The 20086-nt window shown below is 41.7% G+C and carries 10 protein-coding genes; 2 read left to right on the forward strand and 8 right to left on the reverse strand.

Going from position 1 to position 20086, the window contains the following annotated elements; translation table 11 throughout:
* Positions 1-499: 499 nt before the first annotated feature.
* Together AC5JL8_RS22810 and AC5JL8_RS22815 are read left to right on the forward strand one after the other, a co-directional pair.
* The gene (locus tag AC5JL8_RS22810; RefSeq protein ID WP_495881975.1) at positions 500-5257 is read left to right on the forward strand and encodes a DUF4114 domain-containing protein; all 4758 of its coding nucleotides are present in this window, start codon (positions 500-502) and stop codon (positions 5255-5257) included.
* Between the two features lie 215 nt (positions 5258-5472).
* On the forward strand, positions 5473-7395 hold the full coding sequence (locus AC5JL8_RS22815) for an iron uptake porin (protein WP_495881976.1): 1923 nt from the start codon (positions 5473-5475) through the stop codon (positions 7393-7395).
* A 78-nt stretch (positions 7396-7473) separates the two neighbouring features.
* Here the strand turns inward: AC5JL8_RS22815 and AC5JL8_RS22820 are convergent, their stop codons facing one another.
* From AC5JL8_RS22820 to AC5JL8_RS22855, 8 genes are all read right to left on the reverse strand, one after another.
* The gene (locus AC5JL8_RS22820; protein WP_495881977.1) at positions 7474-11049 is read right to left on the reverse strand and encodes a tetratricopeptide repeat protein; all 3576 of its coding nucleotides are present in this window, start codon (positions 11047-11049) and stop codon (positions 7474-7476) included.
* Between the two features lie 203 nt (positions 11050-11252).
* Positions 11253-11474, reverse strand: coding sequence for a CHAT domain-containing protein (locus tag AC5JL8_RS22825; RefSeq protein WP_495881978.1), 222 nt, complete (start codon positions 11472-11474; stop codon positions 11253-11255).
* A 187-nt stretch (positions 11475-11661) separates the two neighbouring features.
* Positions 11662-12324 (reverse strand): tetratricopeptide repeat protein, encoded by a 663-nt coding sequence (locus AC5JL8_RS22830; protein ID WP_495881979.1) that lies wholly within the window; start codon positions 12322-12324, stop codon positions 11662-11664.
* A gap of 300 nt (positions 12325-12624) precedes the next feature.
* Positions 12625-14889, reverse strand: coding sequence for a CHASE2 domain-containing protein (locus AC5JL8_RS22835; protein WP_495881980.1), 2265 nt, complete (start codon positions 14887-14889; stop codon positions 12625-12627).
* A gap of 591 nt (positions 14890-15480) precedes the next feature.
* Positions 15481-16335 (reverse strand): DUF928 domain-containing protein, encoded by an 855-nt coding sequence (locus tag AC5JL8_RS22840; protein ID WP_495881981.1) that lies wholly within the window; start codon positions 16333-16335, stop codon positions 15481-15483.
* 326 nt (positions 16336-16661) lie between these two features.
* Positions 16662-17837, reverse strand: coding sequence for a beta-ketoacyl-ACP synthase (locus tag AC5JL8_RS22845; RefSeq protein WP_495881984.1), 1176 nt, complete (start codon positions 17835-17837; stop codon positions 16662-16664).
* A gap of 76 nt (positions 17838-17913) precedes the next feature.
* Positions 17914-18705, reverse strand: coding sequence for a peptidylprolyl isomerase (locus AC5JL8_RS22850; protein ID WP_495881982.1), 792 nt, complete (start codon positions 18703-18705; stop codon positions 17914-17916).
* A 171-nt stretch (positions 18706-18876) separates the two neighbouring features.
* Positions 18877-19470 (reverse strand): photosystem I assembly protein Ycf4, encoded by a 594-nt coding sequence (locus tag AC5JL8_RS22855; RefSeq protein WP_495881985.1) that lies wholly within the window; start codon positions 19468-19470, stop codon positions 18877-18879.
* Positions 19471-20086 lie beyond the last annotated feature (616 nt).

Here is a 20086-nt window from a genome sequence, read left to right on the forward strand (position 1 = left end):
AAATATTTGTTCAAAGTTAGAAACTGTTGGTTAGTATAGCTTTCATCTACAGCCAACCCAACAATTTGGGTAGACACGCTACTAAAATTATTCTTTTTTCAAAGTTATTAAGCATAAATGATTTGATAAAAAGGTTTTTAAGCAAATAATTGTCCAAATGTGGATTATTTAAGTAATTTCCACATTTTGCCTTACTAGCTTGCTCTGCTAATCATAAAAAACAAATTAAACTTTAAACTTTTTAATGAAGGATTGGCAAAGTTTATTTAAGGGAGTATTAAAAATCTATTGAGTGAATAAGTGACACGCTAAAATATAGCTATTGAATTAAAGGAATGATAAATTAATATATGTTTTTCTCAGCTTTCTTATACCCTATGAAAGTAATGAGAAACTTTTGATTTAATAGCAAAAAATGCTGTTGATATGAGGACAACACTACCCTAAGTAATGTTGCCCCAATTTCCTATTAATAGTTGTGAAAGGAGACAGTTCCATAATGGCTAATCCCACATTACAGAATGCATATGTCATTGGTAAAAGTAATTTTGATAGTTGGAGCCAAGGATTTGATGCGGCGGGTTATTTAAAAGTATTACCTCATCCTGACCAGAAAGTTGTTTTTAAAGACCCTTTTATAGATTGGCAAAAGGATCATCAAAACTATAAAAATGGTCAATTTAATGAACAGGGTGCAACTGGTAGTTATTATTCGAGTTGGGGGCCAGATAAAGAACTGAACGTCACCCTGAAAATGTCGGACTTGCTCCAGACTCAGATTGATGGATTTGGGATTGTCAAATCAGGAGATGGGATAATTCCCTGGCTGAATAACGAAAAAACACCCTATGAGATTCTCCGAGGATATAACGGTCTAATTCCAGGGCCAATGCTGATTACAGAGCCTGGAGACACGCTCAAAATTAAACTTGAGAATGATTTAACTCAGACAAGTAACTTACATACCCATGGGCTGCATGTCTCACCTTTAGGAGATGGTGATAATGTTCTTGTTGGCGTTAAACCAGGCGAAACTAGGGATATAAGTGTAGAAATTCCAGACAATCACTTTATCGGACTTGACTGGTACCATCCCCACCTGCACGGAAGAACCAATGAGCAAGTTAATTCAGGGCTGGGTGGACTTTTAGCTGTTAACCCTCCTTATAACCTCCCAGATCTGGATAAATATAATCCCACAACGAGGCCATATTTCAATATGGCTATTAATAGTTTTGGAATCCAGCAAGTACTTAGATCTCCAAGTCCGAACGACCCTCTAAATACAAGCCCAGATCCAAATCTCAAAGTTCCTGCGGGTACCCCTGTGCAAGTACTGGCGGAGGAAAATGGTCAGAAAGTTTATGAACTTTCTGATGCTCCTTTTGCAGGGTTTAACGCCAAGCCTGGATTATACAAATCAGACAAACCCACAGGAGATCCGGCAACTTTTAGCCCCGAATACGGTAGTGGTGGTTTAATCACACCTGTAGAAAACGTTATTCATACTGTCAATGGACAATACAACCCAACTATAGACCTGAAAACTGGTGAATGGGACTTGTTTTCATTCGCCAACATGAGTACGAATACTTTCCATGTAATTCAACTGCTATACGACGATGGGACGAAGTTGGTTCCCCAAACAGTTAGCTTGGTGGCTATTGATGGTGATGCTGCTGGTGTAGTTACTAATGTTAGAAGACAAGTAACAGAGCTTCCAGTCCTGAATCCTGGCTCTCGTTTAGCGGTACAACATTGGTTTGATAAACCAGGTAAATATTATTTCCTTTCCAATGGTACAGAAGAGCTTTTGGGTGAGAACGCTCCAACGTTAACTAAAGACCGGGGATTTCAAGATGGCCACTTAATTTGGGGATCTCAAGTTTTAGCAACAGTTGAAGTCGCTGGAGATCCAATTCCTCAAGGGGCTTTTCCTGAACCTTACAACACACTAGTTGAGCAGAGTCAAAAGATTAATGACCTTGTAAACAAAGCGCAAGCAGGAGAGTTTGATCGAGAAAGAACTTATATTTGGGACGCAAATATAGGTGGTGCGCTACTCGAAGGTAATTTTCCCAGAGACACGGAAGTAGAAAGCTTTGAGGGAACTTATACCATTAATGGTAGGTATTTTTCCACAGAGCCTGGTGGGGGTATGACTCCGCTAGCTATGCCCATGCTGGGCACGACAGAGATCTGGAATATTGTTAATAGATCTGGATTGCCAAATCCGAATTTGCCGCCAGATGCAAATATTCCTTTGTCAGAATGGCATCCATTTCACATTCACCAGAATGATTTTACTGTCTTATCAATTAATGGTATTTCGGTTGATGATATAGATGGCACCTACCTTGCTAGGGTTTTAAGTGACACGATCGCGCTACCACCTGCCTATATTGATGGCACTGCTACACCAGAAAACCCCTACGGTACACCATTCAATATTCAAACTGATGACCCTGCTAAAGGTAAAGCGTCAGAAGTCAAAATCCTCATGAAGTTTGAGGACTTTCCTGGCAGCTATGTGAACCACTGTCACATTCTCTTCCATGAAGATGCAGGAATGATGATGGTTGTTAGGCCTATCCTTAATACAAAAAACATTTGGTTAGGTCTAGGTTCAAATGATGGTGGACAAATAGACTTATTTAGAGCGAATAATTTGTTCGCAGCCAACAATCAAAGTATTAATCTGACGCCTTATGGTAAATCCTTCAAGAAAGGGATAGACGTCGCAATTGCTGATGTTGGTTACAAAGGGCGCAAAGATGAAGAGAATAAGAATGTAACTGATAACGTTACTGATGTCATCACAATACAGAGTTCCTTAGAGAAGTCTACTGATAAGTTCACTATTAAGGTATTTGATGGCAAGAGACTAATTGAAGCTCAGGAAGGCAAATTACACATTAATGCCGAATATGAATTAGGTAACGGTGGCGCGGAATTAAAACCTGATTTAGCTCGGGCAGATGTTTTTGGGAAAGATACTCAAGCATCTTATCAATTGACTGATCTGGAAGGGTCAACCTACTTGAAGAGGAATCCGTCTACAGGTGAATTCACTGCCAATTCAGACCCAAAAGTATTAGGTGAAACAGACCCAACTTTGCAAACAAAAACCTTTGAATTCAAAGGAAATAACGGTGGAAAGCTGTTTGGTACAGAAAGCGCCCAAGGTAAAATTAATCCAGACTTCACAGTAGACAACAAAGGTAGTATCAAAATTACAGGTGGGGATGGTAAATTCCAAGATGCTACTGGCGAACTCTCCTTTATCGAAAAAGGACGCTTTACTAATCCCCAAACAGAGCCTAATCTAGCCCCCTACGTCGGAACACTTTCTCTAAACGGCACTTTACAAACCAAGCCCCAAACCAATCTCAATGGTAATGACAAAGACTTACTGATTAAAGAGTTCAATCCTTTTCAAGATATTGCTGCGACAACCGATCAAGTTGCCTCAGTCGCATCTGGTGACATTGATGGCGATGGCTTTGCAGATATAGTTGCTGGTTTAGGCGGTGGAGTTGCACCAATCATTGAGATCTACAGTGGTAAAGATTACCAGCTGAAAGTGCGTATTAACCCATTCCACCATGAAGTCTTCAAGGGCAAGATTAACCTAGCACTTGGCGATGTCAATGGAGACAACTATGACGACATCATAGTTGCTCAAGGCATTGGTGGACGCGGATTAGTAGAACTCTACGATGGCAAATTAATTAATGAAAAAGGTACTTTAGTTGGCAAAGACACAGCACATGATACAGCGCTGCTATCTAAAGAATTCCAGCCCTATGGTACTAGCTATACAGGAGAGGTAGATGTAACATCTGGTTATATCCTCCAAAGACCAGACGAACCAAATGGTTTTACTACCCAAACCAATAACGCCAACATTACTACTATTGCCAAAGGTTCTGTACCTGCTGGTAAAGAGCAAATTCAGGTGTTTACTTATCTGGGAGGAGGGCATAGTCATGATGAAGGAACTCATGAAAGTGGTACTGATACAGCTGAGGAAGTTCGCCTAGAAGTATCATTAACTCCTACTGGCAACACTCAAGAGATTGTTGGCAGTTTTGCCGATTTGCTCGATTTACCCAAGGGTGAACCTGTTCTGTTTACGCGCAAACAGAATGGTGAGTATGGGATAATTCATTTAGGAGATGAAAATAAACCAGAGTCGTTTGCACTTGCTACAGGTTCAGCAATGCCTAAGCTGAAAAAGAACGCTGACAATGATGTATTTACCATCTCAAGTAACTCCATTAAGGCCAAGCTCAAAATAACTCTCAATGGACGTAGTTCTAATTTGGTGAATGAACTAGGAGTTTTTGTTGTTGACGATGCTCAAGGTACAATCAACGGTATTGCTCCTGGTACATCAGGTTATACTCAAGCAGCTTTAGCAAGAAGCAAGGAGATTTTGTCTGCGATCGCTAATTCTCCTAATGGCTTTAGTAGCGAGAATCTCACACGTCTGCTGGAATTTAACTCCGGTGATTACTTGCGGTTCTACTTGGTACGCAATAGCTCCAGTGCTGCGGTGATATCTGGAGTCACCTCCACAACAGAGGTACTATTTGCTGACGTTTCCACAGTTAAAATTGCAGACTTGGGTGATGATAGTTTCTCCCTTGCTTGGAAGGATGGTAGCAATAACAGTACCGAATTTAAGGATCTGGTGGTAAAAATTCAATCCACAAATGATTCTTTAACTTTAGGTACAAGTTTGCAAGGCAAGCCACACGGAGAACAGCTGGATTTTCGAGGCGTTACACAACTTGTAAAAGCTGAGTTTGTTGTCAACAGGGAAGCGGTCTTTAATAACTTTGTCGGCTTTTATCAAACAGTTGATGAAGACGGTGGCATTGACACGAATAACGATGGGCAAGCAGATATCCTCCCAGGGCAGGCTGGTTATACTCAAGCAGCTGTTCGTGGTCGTGTTGCGGGTATTGACTTAGCAGTAAATAACCAAGGTACGGCGACTTACAATGGAAGTTTTACACCTGGTGGTATCTTCGTGCCATTTCTAATTGTTGATGGCAGACCGGATGCCATACTAGACAGTAATTCCAATAACGATCCGTCTGTTTACTTTCCATTCTTGGGAGCTAACTCAGACAAGGTAGATCACATTCGGATGTTAGGCAATAACATCTTTGGCTTTGAGGATCTAGCTGGTGGTGGTGATAAAGATCACAATGATGTAATTGTGCGAGTTAATTTGAGTCTAGCGTAGTTCTAGTACATAATTAATCACTAAGGGGTTCGGCATTTGGCATAAGGATAACTTTTTGAAAGTTATTAAGCCAGTGATTTCCGAACCCCTTTAGTAGTTCTTTAGAAATAAAAGCAAATAATTATACTTATGTACTGCTGCCAGCCTAAAGGTTTACAGTATAAAGTTGGTTTTCGGATTACAGTGCGTTTAATGTGTGGCGTGGGAGAAAGAAAATGTTTGAATTAAAAAAATTATTGACTACTCCAATTGTGAAAGTCGCTGCGATCGCTACTTCATCGTTAATTATCAATGTTAGTCCCTCTCAGGCAACAATCACAGATAGTTCAACCGTACCTCAAGCAAATTCATCTCCAAAATTTCTCAGTCAAGAACTGCAAATTGTTACCGACTCAAGCCTCATAAAACCTAAAATTCCTGATATAAATCCGCTAACTACAAAAACGCTCCCGACTTCTGTTAATTTTTTTAACCAATCTACTCAAAAACCTTCCCATACTCCATCGACTCTAAATCTAGCAGACACCAGTCAAGTGGAGTGGTCGCCAAATAGTTCTGCTCCTGTTAACTCGTATTCCGATAATGTCGTCAAGCCAAACTCAGACTTTGACGAAGAGAACACCAGCACTGACGAAAGTTTAGGGCAAATTAATAGTGTTGCTCAGTTTTCTGACGTACAGCCGACAGACTGGGCATTTCAAGCTTTGCAATCTCTGGTTGAGCGCTATGGCTGTATTGCAGGTTATCCCAATGGCACATTCCGTGGCAATCGTGCTTTGACTCGTTATGAATTTGCCGCTGGGTTGAATGCTTGTTTAGATCGGATAAATGAACTGATCGCTACAGCTATTACTGACCTAGTTACAAAAGAAGATCTCACATCCTTAAGGCGCTTACAAGAAGAGTTTTCTACAGAACTGGCAACCTTGCGCGGTCGTGTGGACGCCCTAGAAGCACGCACTAGCGAGTTGGAAGCAAATCAATTCTCGCTTACTACCAAACTTTTTGGTAATACCATAGTGCAGACTAATGCCTATTTTTCAGGAGACGAGAATGCCCAAGCGAATATTCAATATCTCACTTTTCTCGGATTTTTGACTAGCTTTACTGGTCGGGATTTGTTAGTAACAGGTATAGGCACTACAAACACTACTTTCGCTGAGACAGCACCCAATAATAATGGCAGAAATGTTGGTGGGACAAGGGAAGGTGCAAGCAATGCTTCCAGTGCGGGCGATCTCGGCAATAACTTCCGAATCATCACTTTAGATTATCAATTTCCCTTAAGTGATAATTTAACCGTCAATCTTGTCGCTGGTAACCGATATCGTTTTAGTCCAATTTCGCTTCCTAGATTTGCTCCTTACTATGTAAGTGGTGTTGGCCCTGTAGGTAGCTTTGCTGAAGCACCACCGATTTTTCTCATAGGGGCGGGTTCGGGGGTTGGACTCAACTATAAAGTTCTAGACTCGACAGTAATAAATTTGAGCTACTTGGCAACCTTCGGGGACAACTCAAGTTTTGGAGGATTGTTCAACGGAGAATACGTAGCTTCCGCACAGATAAACTATAATCCCAATCCTGGGTTATTCTTGCAATTTGTATATCAGCACGGTTACTTTTACCCTGGTAACTTTGGCTTTAATAATGGCCAAGGTTTTAGAGGAAATGGCTTTGTCGGTACTGCCTTAGCAAATCGCTTTGATGATGCTGGTGTTCTGTTTGATAACGCATCTGCTGTAACTACTAATGCTTATTCGCTTGGCGGTTACTTCGCCCTTAGCCCCAAAGTGGCGATTGGCGGTTGGGCTAACCTCATCAAAGCTAGACTGTTGGGCACAGGAGATGCCGATATTTGGACTTACTCGATTCAAGCTGCTTTTCCCGATCTGTTTAGAAAAGGGAATCACGGAGGATTAATTGTAGGTATGGAGCCTACCCTTACAGGTGTAAGAAGTAATATCCCCTATGCACCGTTTAAAAATGATACATCGCTGCATATCGAAGCTTACTATGCACATAGAGTTTCAGAAAAGATTTCAATCACACCCTCTCTAACTTGGATTACAGCACCCAACCAGGATGCAGATAACCAAGATATTGTAATTGGTGGGTTGAGAACGACGTTTAGCTTCTAGCGATCGCTTTGATAGGTAGATCAAAAAGGAAGGGAGTATTTGATAAATCACAAAACTCCCTGCACCCAATTACTTATCTCATTTCCAGTCACCTTGGAGAGTGAAAGCAGCCCAGAAATAGGGTGATTGATAGTTGGGATTGCGCCACATTTCGAGTTGTGCCGCCCGCAGTGCCGCCGCAGGCTTTAAGCCGCCTTGCAACATTTTGCTGTAAAATTGCTTCATCAGTTCAGAGGTAGCTTCATCATCTACACTCCACAAACTCACCAGCACTCTGGGGCTACCCGCATACATAAACCCTCTAGTTAAGCCAATCAATCCTTCTCCTTTGACTTCCTCCCCCAACCCAGTCTCACATGCACTTAGTACTACTAGTTCTGCTGGTAGTTTGAGGTTGAAAACATCATGTAGACGCAAAAAACCATTTTGTGCCTTACCAGTTTCATCAAATAACGATAGCACCACCCCTGATAGTTCTGGATGCTTACTATTGAGGATGCCGTGGGTGGCAAAATGTACTATTCGATATTGGCTCAACTCCACATTGGTAGCAATATCACGATTGGCAGCAAAGTCAAAGGCTTGTTTGCGCTCTTTTGCTGGCACTAAAGAGAGAATTGTTTCAGCTTCTTGGCGGGTAAATGGTAAACGCTCAAAGGTAATGTCTGCTTCTCTAGCTGAACGCGCTAGTTGTTGTTGTTCTAGATTTTGAGCGATTTGGGTATTTTGTTGATTTGTTGGTCGTCTTTTCACCCGTTCATCGTTCTGCGAAAAAATGGGGTCGGCAATGACAGCTAGTGCCTTGGGTGCTGTTTTGCGCCCTGCTAGTTCTTGGCGGAGAACGGCTAACGTCGAAGCTGAAGGCAAAGTGATGATTTCGTGATTGATTGCTAATGGCTGATAGCTGCTACTAGCTTGTGGCTGTGGTGTGTTGAGAGCGGCAAATGGCACATACTGCAATGCCCCATCGCCAACGATGACTAAGCGGCGCTGTCTTAATTGTTGGGCTACTGGTGCGAGTATCAGTTGTGATAGCGTATTGGCGGCTGTGGATGGTTTGGTCTTGGAAATCGGTGAGACTAAGACTTTACGGAATTGTTGTACTGCGGCTTCAATTTCTGCACGTTTAGGCAGTTCGTAGCTGCTGATGCTGTTTTTGGTGATTGCCCACAGGTAGCTGCGTTCTTCTCCTAGAGAATACTCTAATAGCAGGGTGTTGTCATCGAGTACTGAAGACTGAATTTGCTTGAGTGATAGCGGCTGCGGTTGTGTCAGCGCTGCATAACGGGGACTGGTGGCTCTAATTTTTGCCTGGAGTTGCCGATACTGCTCTAGTAGTGCTTCAACTTCTTTTTCTATGGCTTGGGCCTGTGCTTTGTTGTGTTCGCCACTTAAAAGTTTGAGTCGGCGTTTTTCTAGGGCATCAAGTTGTTGCTGTAAGCTTTTTTCTGCTGTGAGCAACTTTGGATCTATGCCTTGGCGAATATCTGCATTAGCTTCAGAGAGCAAATCTAACAGGCTACGGGCGCGGGCGCGTTCGCTGGCTTGCAGCGCTAGGGCGTCGTATCCTTTGGATGGTTGCTGTTTGTGCAGCCTCATCAATAAGTCGATGTAGAATTCGTAATACTTCTGGACTGAGGCAAAGTACGAAGTTCGCAAGTCTTGGCTAGTGACTCTGGTGCGGATATCTTCAACGATTTTGATTGCTGTTTCTATTTGAGTACGGGCAGCCTCAAGGTTATTGCGATCGCGTTCAGTTATTGCCATGTTATATACTGTTTCCGCTTCGCCGGTGCGATCGCCCAACTGCCGCAGCAGCTTTAATTCCTGATTATAAGTCTCAATTGCTTGCTGGGGCTGCTTCAATGAATTGTAGACTTTGCCTATATTACGCAGAGTGTTGGCTTCAGCAATAGGAATATTCAACTTCTGAAACTTAGAGGCTGCTTGAGTAGAGAAATCGAGAGATTTTTGGTAATCACCCGAAGCTAAGTAGACTCTGCCTAAGTAACCGAGGGCAGAAGCTTCACTAAAGCTGCTTTGTTGTTTCCGTGATAATGAAAGTGCTTGATTAGCAGTCTCCAGCGCCTTGGGGTAATCTTTTAATGATTCATAAACCCTAATCATGCCTGTGAGTGTAGCGAATTCTTGAAATACTGCCCCCTGTTCACGCCACAGTTGCAGTGCTTGATTATAGTAGTCTAATGCTTGTTGCAGCTCTTCTGCTGCTCGATAAACGCCACCAATTTCATCAAGGGTTTGGGCAACCTTGCTGCGATCGCCTATAGTACGAAATTTCTCCAGCGCTTGCTTGGAAGTTTCAATACTTAATTTATAATCACCCAAGGATTGATAGAGTTTAGCAATATAGCTCAATGTACCCGCTTCTCCCAAAAGATCGCGCACTTGACGCTGGAGAGTAAGCGCTTGGTTGTAAAAATCAAGCGCTTTTTGATAATCTCCGAATGAAGCATAAATAGCAGCGATACTGTTCAGTGTGAAGGCTTCTCTGGAGGGGTCTTTATGAGTACGCTGTAGTGTTAATGCTTCGTTTAATGAGTCGAGGGCTTGCTGCTTTTGCCCCAATCTATCGTAGACTAAGCTGATTTGTGTGAGGATATCGGCTTCTGCATAGCGGTTTCCTAACTTTTGCATGAGCGATCGCGATTGGTTTAAATAATCCAGTGCCTTTTGATAATCGTCTACAGCCAAGTAGGTAAGCCCTAAACTCATAAACGTTACCGCTTGGCTGCTTAAATCAGGCTGTGGTAATCGTTGCTGTATTTCTAAGGCTTGCTTGAAGTATTCTCTTGCGTTTTGATTGTTGCCTAATGAAAAGTAGAGAGTGCCAATGGCAGTGAGGATTTCGCTTTGTCCGACTAGATTCTTTTGTTGACGGTGAATTTCTAGCGCTTGATTGAATGCCTCTAATGCTTTTTGAGGCTCACCGTATTGAGTATAGACTCTACCAATTATCTGAAGAACGTCAACTTGTCCACCAAGATTATTAGTCGCACGTTGAATTACCAAGGCTTGATTGTAATAGTCCAACGCTTTTTTAGTTTCGCCGATATTAAAATATACTCTACCAATACCGACAAGCGTAGCAGCCTCAAAATAAGGTTGTTTCTCAGTACGCAATATTGGCAGAGCTTGGTTGTAATATTCCAACGCTTTTTGGGCGTCTCTTAAATTAGAGTATGCCTCAGCAATAGACTGAAGCATGAGAGCTTCCCGAAATCGGTCTTTGAGTTCGCGTCTAATGACTAATGCCTGATTATAATATTCGAGTGCTTTTTGGTTGTCGCTTTGGAGAAAGTAGAGAGTGCCGATACCAGAAAGTGCAGAAGCTTCTTCAAAGCGATTACCTATTTCGCGCCAAATTTTCAATGCTTCCAAATATTTAGCAAGAGCCTGCTTTTGAGATGTGGCCGTTCGTTCCTCTAAGAGTTTGTCTCCTTCTTGTATTAGTTGCTTTGCCTGTGCGTATGCTTTTTGTTGACTAGGGCTGAGATTTTGCGGAGCAGTCGTTGGTTTTTGGGCTATTTCTACACTTATTGCCCTAGCCGTCATCCCAACAGACGACAACAAAATCATGCTGACAAAGAGAGCAAGACTACGATGGCTAAAAGTTGATAGCAGTTGCTTTTGCATCAAGTCGCACTTCCTTGTTTTCGTTATAACTATATTTTTGAGCGAAAAATCGCGTTTCCTATACATTTTGCAAAAATCCTAACTTATTATTTGGAATGACAGATACACTTATATATTTATCGGTGTTTATCTGTGGTTGTTTCAAAAAATTGACTTTTGCAAGCAGCTAATTATACATATTGTCCAATTCTAGACCACCTTGCTTAGACTCGCCTTGAAGAGTGAAAGCAGCCCAGAAATAGGGTGATTGATAGTTGGGTTTGCACCACATTTCGAGTTTGCTCGCAGCGCCGCTGCTGGTTTAAAGCATCTTGCAACATAAAGCTATAAAACTTCTTCATCAGTTCCGAAGTAGCCTCATCATCCACACTCCACAAACTTAGTATCGCTCTGGGGCTACCTGCATACATAAACCCTCTTGTCAAACCAACCAATCCTTCTTTTTTGATGCCATACTTTGTGCTTGCCTAGGGCAAGCCGCAGAGCATCTATGCCTTAATCTTTAGCAGCCAGCAGGATTTAATACATTATTTCGGACAGGTCTATTGAAAATAGACTTCTTTTATTGACATACTCCTTTGCCCTGACCACACACCCGATAGCCTATTTTAGTTAAGAAGTTAGTTGAGATAATTCATTTCTGACTTTCTCTAACATCTCTTGATATCTAGCATCCATCATGCCAGTTCCGAAATTTCCATTTAAATATTGCTGTAAAAGTTTTTCTGCTGCTTTGTAATCTGCCGTCGCACTTTCTTTATTCCCTAAATCCTTGTAAAGATTACCTCTTAATAAGTACTCGTCAGCATTGAGACTACTACCACCAATTAATTGAGTTAAATCTGAAATCGCTTTCTGTTTTTCGCCTAACTGTTGATAAGCCCTAGCCCTGTTCCAGTATGCAGCACTACTATAACCAAACTTACCTGTATTTTGCCTAATTACTTCAGTATAGTCTGCCACTGCTGCTTGATAATTCCCAAGTGCATAGTAAGCATTGGCACGATTATAATAGGGTTTCTCAGCTTTAGAATTTAGCCGAATTGCCTGCGTGAAAGAAGAAACAGCAGCAAGTGAGTCTTTTTGGCAGTCTTCTTGAAAGTGTCCCATGCTTATGAAGTCGTCTATTGTATTAAGGCGTTGTGGCATAGGAGTTTGGCACTCAGTAGAGGCATTAGAAGCTGGTATTTGTGCAACTAATGATAGCAAAAAACCTAGTAGCAAAATAGATGATCCATAAGCTAATAAAGAATATTTAGAGAAAGCAAATTTCATAATTATATAATCCAAAAAGATTTGCAGTTAAAGTAGGGCTAACGTTCACAGGTTGCACCTTTCACCAGGACAACCGCATCATGTCAACAAGAACAGTATATTCTCAAAATAATCTAAAGTACTCTCATTAATCGATGTTTATTACTCAAGGTTTAGACACTCGCTTTGAGTTTTGGAAATTAAACCAAGTGAGAAATACTAATTATAAGCGTTGATTATTAATCCTGGTTGTAGTCAAGAGTAATTTAGATGCATTTGCCCTAGATTATATAAAGCTATACAGTTTTTCCTAAAAAAATTTCAACCTTGAAAACTATCAATATTACATCCATGCTGGCGGAATGTATCGAGTATTTGAGTTACCTTTGGCGGAACTGCTGTAAAACGAATTAGAAAATGATGTTTATCCACAGTAGATTTTTTGATCACTTTGGCGTAAAGATCGCCATCTCCAGGAGTAATTTCTGGTGCATTTAATAGCTTGATTTTGATATTAGTTAAAGGTTCGAGTGAATGGTCTGATTGTAATTGTCCTCCATTTTCTGATAAACAAACAAGTTTACCCAAAAATACAGTTCCTACTGCATGTTTACCTTCCAAAATAGTATATTCTAGCGGTATTTCTTGGCTCAAACTCATCATTATATCATCATCTTTAGGCAATAAAAGATTATAATTACCGCCAATACCACCAATATCATAGATAGTAATTGGAGCTTTTATACCCTTAGGTTCTACCCGTAATTCTCCATTGATTCTGAGGTCAATGTTGGCGTCTTTCAAGGTTTCCTCAGAAATCAAAATTTGACCACCCACTGTATAGGATTCAATGCGAGCAGTTAGGTTAACATGGCTGCCAACAACTGAATATTTAGCACGTTTTTGCGAGCCGACATTTCCGGCTACAACCTCGCCTGTATGAATACCAATCCCCATTTCGAGAGTTGGTAAATTCATTTGCTGATTATGCTCATTTACAGGTTTCATTGCCAACTGCATCGCAATAGCGCAGGCGATCGCTCTTTGAGAATCATCTTCACGGCTCACAGGCGCACCAAACATCACAAAGATGCCATCGCCAATAAACTCATTAATCGTACCGTTGTACTGATTAATGACATCTGCCATAGCTCCCAGATAAACATTAAGGATTGCTACCACTTGTTCTGGTGCTAATCTTTCTGATACGGCGGAAAATCCCCTTAAATCAGACATAAGAACTGTGACTTTTTTGCGTTCTCCGCCTAGTTTCAGACCTGAAGGAGTTTCTAGTAGATTGGCAACCACTTCATCTGTCACATAGCGACCAAAGGTGCGACGCATTTCGGCAGCACTACGGGCAATATACTGGGTAACGGCGATCGCAGATCCTGTTAAAGCTAGAAGTGGTGGCACTACAGGAAACCACCAAGCACAAAGAAATGCTACATAACTCGTGCCCACTAAACACCCGCCTGCCACAAAAATACCGCCTGTACTATTAGCAATTAAAGACAATTTTCGTTTGTCACTACTACTATGTCGCTGTTGCCAACACAAAGTAGCACCCACAATTGACCAGAATAAAATCCACAACCACTCTATTGGTTCTGGTAAAGGCTTAATCTGTGGGCGACCCTCCAAAGCTGAACTCAAAATTTGACTAATCAAATTGGCATGAATTGCTACACCAGCCATTCGTTCAGGAGCATTGAACAGATTACTGCTGTAAGGTGTCCAAAACAGATCCTTCAAACTCTCAGCGGTTGAACCAATTAAAACTATCTTTCCCTGCATCAAGCCTGGTGAGATGCGGTTCTCTAAAACATCATTGATAGACAATTTTGGGAACCGATTAATTGGGCCTCGGTAGTTCAATAGCACTTGGTAGCTGCTTGCATCTGCCCCGATGTAACCACCATCATTAGCTTCAAAAGTCGGAAAAATCCCCTTACCTAATTGCAAGAAGTTCGGATTCGTTGCTGCTGGTTTTTCAGTAATGCCCTCTGCTTTTAAGTACAATAATGCTAATTTCAACCCGAAGCTTTCGAGGGAGTTGCCATCCTTCAAACCTGCGTACAGCAAACCTCGACGAATTTTGCCATCTCCGTCTAGTGGTAAATCATTCGCTCCAATTTGATTGCGTTGCTTTAGTTCTGGAGCTGGCTCTACTGGAAAACTATCAGATTTATGAGATACTTTTTGGACTCCAATCAAGTTTGGCGTAGTCTTAAATACCTTCACCAAGTCTTGATGACCAGGATTCACAGGTAAGTCTCGATAAATGTCAAGACCAATCGCTCTTGGTTGTTGCTGCTTTAAATTCTCTAAGATTTTGGCAAGTACACCATCAGATATCGGCCACTGATTCAGCTTGCGAATGTCTGGCTCGTTGACCTCAACTATCACAATGCGCTCATCAATTGATTCTCGTGGACGTAAAAGAAAAAACTGATCTAGCGCTGCCAACTCCAATAGTTGTAGTAATCCAGTAAACCGTAGCGCAATTACAAGAGCTGTCACATTGGGCACTGCTAGCAAAACTCCACGCCATTGCCATATTTGCTGTTTCAGCTTCGCCCGCATAGTATTAAGTCCTGAGTTACGAGTTCTGAGTAATTAGTCAATAACGAAGAATTAAGAAATTGGTTGCTACCGAATCTTTTAATGCTATTTATAAACCAGGATTAGGTTTTCAGCCTAATTTTGGAGAGTTAATAATGTTATTGCAATTTAAATATTTAAACAAAAATAGTCCAATACTTTTGAAAACTATTTTGCATCAAAAGTAAGCTAGAGCCAGTAATTGTTTTATTTTCTTTGTTCTTCCTTTGCAAAGCTTATTACACACTTCTTGTAGAAATGCAGTAAATCTCCGCATGAGGTGGCTTAATGGACAGTCATTTTCAAGATTTATTTGTGTTTATCAGCGTGCATCTATGATTCCTGAATTTATAGATGTATTACACTCAGTGCAAATTGCGGTATTAACTCTTTTACTTGCCTAAATCGGGATAACCTCCCTGATGCAAAAACGCGGAGAACCCGCGCAAGGCAGTTTTCTCCACAGCGCTGGCTCACCACGGTGCTAATGTCTTGAAGTTGCGATTGTTTAGCGACAAGCCGCTAGCCTGCGCCTACGCTATGAGTGCTGGCTCTTTAGCACTGTGTTAATAATCATTTACTGCTTGTGCAACAGTCAAGTATTGGTTCGCCTGCGAACTGACTTAAGCCAACTGACTGTAAGAATCTTGTCCAGTCAGCTTTGAGTGACAAACTATTCGGTTCAGAACAACGTAACTCAATATAACTACTGAGTGCTTCATGCCAAACACCTGATTCTGCGTATAAGGCTAGACGTTTCCGCAAGTCTGCTTGTGCTAATGCTTTCGATAGCGTTGCTTCTGGTTGTGTGCGTTCAACCCACCCTTCTATATTAGGATTTCTGCTGGGATTTTGCTCATCACAAATTAATGTCATATACCAGTGGTAGCGTTTGCCGATTTTTAAAGGAGGCGCACTGGCAGGAAGACTGATTTTCATGATCCCAGGTTTAGTGGGAAGGGTTAAAGTCGTTTCATAAATTACATCATCATTTACATCATTCTTATTGGACTCAGCCATGATTACAAACTGAGCTGTTTTAACTGTAGTTTGAGGCACATACCAAAAAAATGTGGGGCGCTCCGAAAAGGTTAGCCCTAACTTTTCTTTTGGCATTAAAGGAGTTAATAACTGATTCTTTTGGACACAAGAGGAGGAGCCACGGGTTGCACCACCGGCGCTGGCTGGTGGTAATCCCCGCTTTGGAGGTGTAAATTGGCGGCTGGCCCCACCTGCGCTGGCTGGCGTTTCCCCCCGCTTTGGTGGTTTAAATCCCTGGCTGATCAGCCAACTCTGTTGTGGTTGGCTTAGTGATGCTGGGTCAACCTGGGCTTGTGCCCGCATTGGTAGTCCAGCGATCGTAGCAAGTTCCACTGATAATGGTATAGAAAAGGCTACGAAACATAGAGACTGCTTTATCCATTTCATGCCTAAATGCCCTTTTGACTAGTTACCTAACTATTAGAAGTACCTTAGTTATTGATGAACCAAAATTGTGATAACAATCACTTAGGGTAATCAATGTGCTGTAGTAAAAGTACTGCATCATTCTGGGAAACTAAAATATCGTATTACCTGGAGATAGTCGACACCCTGTAATATCAGTCGAAAATGTACTGATATTGTTCCCAGTAACCAGGTATAGATGTTTTCATTAGCCTCAACAGTTTCGTAGATTACAGCAGATATTTATAATCTCAAAAAATCATTATAAAACTTGACTTTTTGCATCAAATCTGAATTTAATTGTTTGTTTAATCAGGCTTATTACCCAAGGCTACTACTGCATTCTGTCCACCAAAGCCAAAACTGAAGCAAAGCGCGTACTGAATTTCTTGTTGATGCGCTTGAGTCACTAGATTTAAATCAAACTCTGGCTGATTTAATCCTACACATGGCGGCAAAATTTTATTTTGCAAAGCCAACAGTGAAAAAGCTACACCTAAAGCTCCTGATGCTCCTAAAGTGTGGCCTGTAGCTCCTTTAGCCGAACTAACTGCTACTGTTTGGGGAAATAAACTCTTGATTACCATGCTCTCAATACTGTCATTTAGCCGTGTCGCTGTACCATGAGCATGAATATAATCAATTTCTGCTGGTGTCAAACAACTACGCTCTAAGCATTGCTTAATAGACGCGATCGCACTTTTACCTTGAGGTTCTGGAGCATTTGGATGATATGCGTCGTTAAGCAAACCAAAACCGAGAATTTCACCATATATTTTTGCTTGTCGTTCCTTTGCCAATTCTGCTGATTCTAGGATAAACACTGCACCACCTTCTCCTAAAACCAATCCTTCTCGGTACAAATCAAAGGGATAAGCGCCAGTTTTTGCCAAAGCGCCCATCTGCTCAAAACCTGCCAAAGTTAAGGGTGTAATTGGTGCTTCTACAGCCCCTGCGATCGCTCTTTTACATTGTCCAGTTTTCACAAGCTCAGTAGCTTGGGCGATCGCCAAAATTCCAGTAGCACAAGCTGCCATTGGTGCTAAAACGATCCCAGATGCACCGATTTGTCTAGCAGTTGCGATCGCGTTCATATGAGGCAAGATGTCTAACCAATTCTCTAAATAGACACTTTGCCCAAAAGAGTAAGACTGCAAAAGTCCCGCTACTTCTGTGTACATTTGCCGCGCCAGCATTTCCCAGGATGCTTGATAACTACGGCTTGAGCCTATAACTACGGCACATTCAGACAAAGGTGATACTAACCCCGAATCTTTTAATGCAGCAGTAACAACCAGTTCATTGAGAATTTTCAATTCTGTCGGTTGTTGAGCAATCAATCCTAAAGGAAATGGTTTCGATTCTGGAAATGGTTGATGTAATTTAATTCCAGATTTACCTGCTATCAACTGTTGCCAGCTATTCTCTAAGCTTTCTCCTATAGCAGAAACTAGACCGATACCAGTAACAACAACCTTAATCAACTTTGGATTTGGAATTTGACATTTTAAATTGGTCATGGGTAATAGAAAAAACTATTACCCATTACCTCATCTGTGACTATTGACCGGGGGTTTTCAGATTTTCTGCACCTTTGGTGACTTTAGCAGAGTCAATGCGATCGCCTTGCTGAATTTTATTTACTACATCGAAGCCTTCAGTGACATTGCCAAATACAGCATAGTTTCCATCAAGGAAACCCAAATCTGCTAGAGCAAAGTAAAACTGAGAGGAAGCTGAATCCGGCATTTGTGATCGGGCCATTGCTACAGCACCGAGTTTATGAGTCAACACAGGTGGCTGAGTAATAGTCTTCCCGTAAATCGGTTGATCTGACCCTTTTGGTTTTATTTCTAAAGGTATATAACGCTCATTCCCAGTTTTTGGGTCAATATAACCACCTGTCCCCAGCCTGTTTGCTGGAACTTTTGGGTCTTTACTTTGGGGATCGCCCCCTTGAACTACAAATGGTTGGGGGTCGCGTACAACTCGATGGAAGACCAACCCATCATACACACCCTTTTGAACCAAATCTACAAAGTTGCCAGCTGTAATTGGGGCATTAGTGCCGTCTACTTCGATAGTAATCGGCGAGCCTTTAACCGTCATCACCACAGTAGCCTTACCTTCGAGCCGTGGTAAATCGTTCATTCCTGGAATACTCTCGCTAGTAGTTTGTGATACAGACGTTGCTTCAGTGGTTTTTTGATTGCTCGTTTCAGTTGCTGTTGAGGTAGCTGTTGAGGTTGGAGCAGAGGCTGTAGAACCATCTTGCTGTGTTGAACATCCTCCCAACATCAACATACCAACAATCAAAAGAGCAACCAAAAATTGTGGAAGTTTTAACCGCATTGCCAATTACTGATTCAACCAGAGTATCTTATCGTTTCGTGCCGTTTTAAATTTTGGATGAGATTTTGAATTTACTGATTACAAAATTTTCCGTAAGTCGTTTACTAGCTTGGTAAGGCGATGCTACTCCCGCTAGTAACCGACTTAACTTTTTGTAAATTTTAAAATTCTTTACAATCCTTCAAGAGGTACTCCTAAAAAGCGGGCTAACTCTGCACCTTGGGTTTCCAACTCTGTTAAGGATAAAGGTTGTCCTACTCTTGTTAAAAGAAGGTCACGTCGGCCCTTAATGCGTAGGTAGAGCGCGCGACGAGGGTTGAGGCCTTCTTTGAGTGATATTTGCACAGATTGAACGTCTTTTATCTGGGCATCAATCTCAATCCGACGATTTTTGCCAGGAAAGCCTTTGCGAAAAATTTTGATTGTGTCGGTTTCTTGATTAAATTCGTTATAGCCACCTCCTACATCCCATAAGATTACTAACCACAGGTATAGAGCTAAAAGCAAGCCAGCAAGACCGTATAAGCCCATAACTAATCCTTGAGGGACGAAGACCAGTTGTGTAGGATCTGTAACTATGAGTAAATTAACTTTTAGGTAACTAGATATCCCTGCTAATAAAAAGCCTGTAGCCCCCAAGGTAACGACTGATGCCCACCAGTAGTTGCTGAACCGGCGAGAACCCAGAACGTTTTGATGTAAGACCTGTGAAGCGGATCTATCACCGTTAGGTGAGTTGCCTGTGTTAACTGTTGATGCCGTCATTGAACTACCTTGGCCCATGAGATATTCCCTTTTAAAGTCTGCCATTTGAGCAGGACGTCTTGCAAGTTCATTTTGGGGAATGGAGTATTGGGCATTGGGCATTGGGCATTGGGCATTGGACATTGGGTGAAGAGGACAAGGAGCAAGAGTTATTCATAGTTCTTTCCCCTTGTTCCCTTGTCTCCCCTGCTCCCCCTCCTCTTGTCCCCAGTCCCCAGTCCCTAATCCCCAGCCCCAATTGTTTAGATTTCTGAGAAAAGTTGTGTCAGATTGTAAAAATTCTGATATTCATAGTATTTAATGGCCTCGTGTTAAATACCTGATTCACTAGTTTAAATCGGGCAAAAAACCGAACTGATGTGATAAGTTAAGAATCATTAAGTTACCACAAACTAGATTACTAGCCAATGGTACGGGTAATGGCATAACCCTGAGAAATTCTGGCTAAATAGGTAGTAATTTCTCAGAATCTCAGATGCTTCAAAGCTACTGGGATTGTCAAAAAAAACGTTAATTCCTCAAAATTGTTGCAATTTTAGTAAAAAAGAGGATTTTAGTTCGATGACCATCGCAGTTGGACGCGCCCCCAGTAGAGGGTGGTTTGACGTTCTAGACG

This window comes from Mojavia sp., assembly GCF_059505145.1.

Bases quoted from the DNA above. Each gene is read 5' to 3' on its own strand.
- AC5JL8_RS22810 (WP_495881975.1), top strand. From the start codon at position 500: ATGGCTAATCCCACATTACAGAATGCATATGTCATTGGTAAAAGTAAT.
- AC5JL8_RS22815 (WP_495881976.1), top strand. From the start codon at position 5,473: ATGTTTGAATTAAAAAAATTATTGACTACTCCAATTGTGAAAGTCGCT.
- AC5JL8_RS22820 (WP_495881977.1), bottom strand. From the start codon at position 11,049: ATGCAAAAGCAACTGCTATCAACTTTTAGCCATCGTAGTCTTGCTCTC.
- AC5JL8_RS22830 (WP_495881979.1), bottom strand. From the start codon at position 12,324: ATGAAATTTGCTTTCTCTAAATATTCTTTATTAGCTTATGGATCATCT.
- AC5JL8_RS22835 (WP_495881980.1), bottom strand. From the start codon at position 14,889: ATGCGGGCGAAGCTGAAACAGCAAATATGGCAATGGCGTGGAGTTTTG.
- AC5JL8_RS22840 (WP_495881981.1), bottom strand. From the start codon at position 16,335: ATGAAATGGATAAAGCAGTCTCTATGTTTCGTAGCCTTTTCTATACCA.
- AC5JL8_RS22850 (WP_495881982.1), bottom strand. From the start codon at position 18,705: ATGCGGTTAAAACTTCCACAATTTTTGGTTGCTCTTTTGATTGTTGGT.
- AC5JL8_RS22855 (WP_495881985.1), bottom strand. From the start codon at position 19,470: ATGACGGCATCAACAGTTAACACAGGCAACTCACCTAACGGTGATAGA.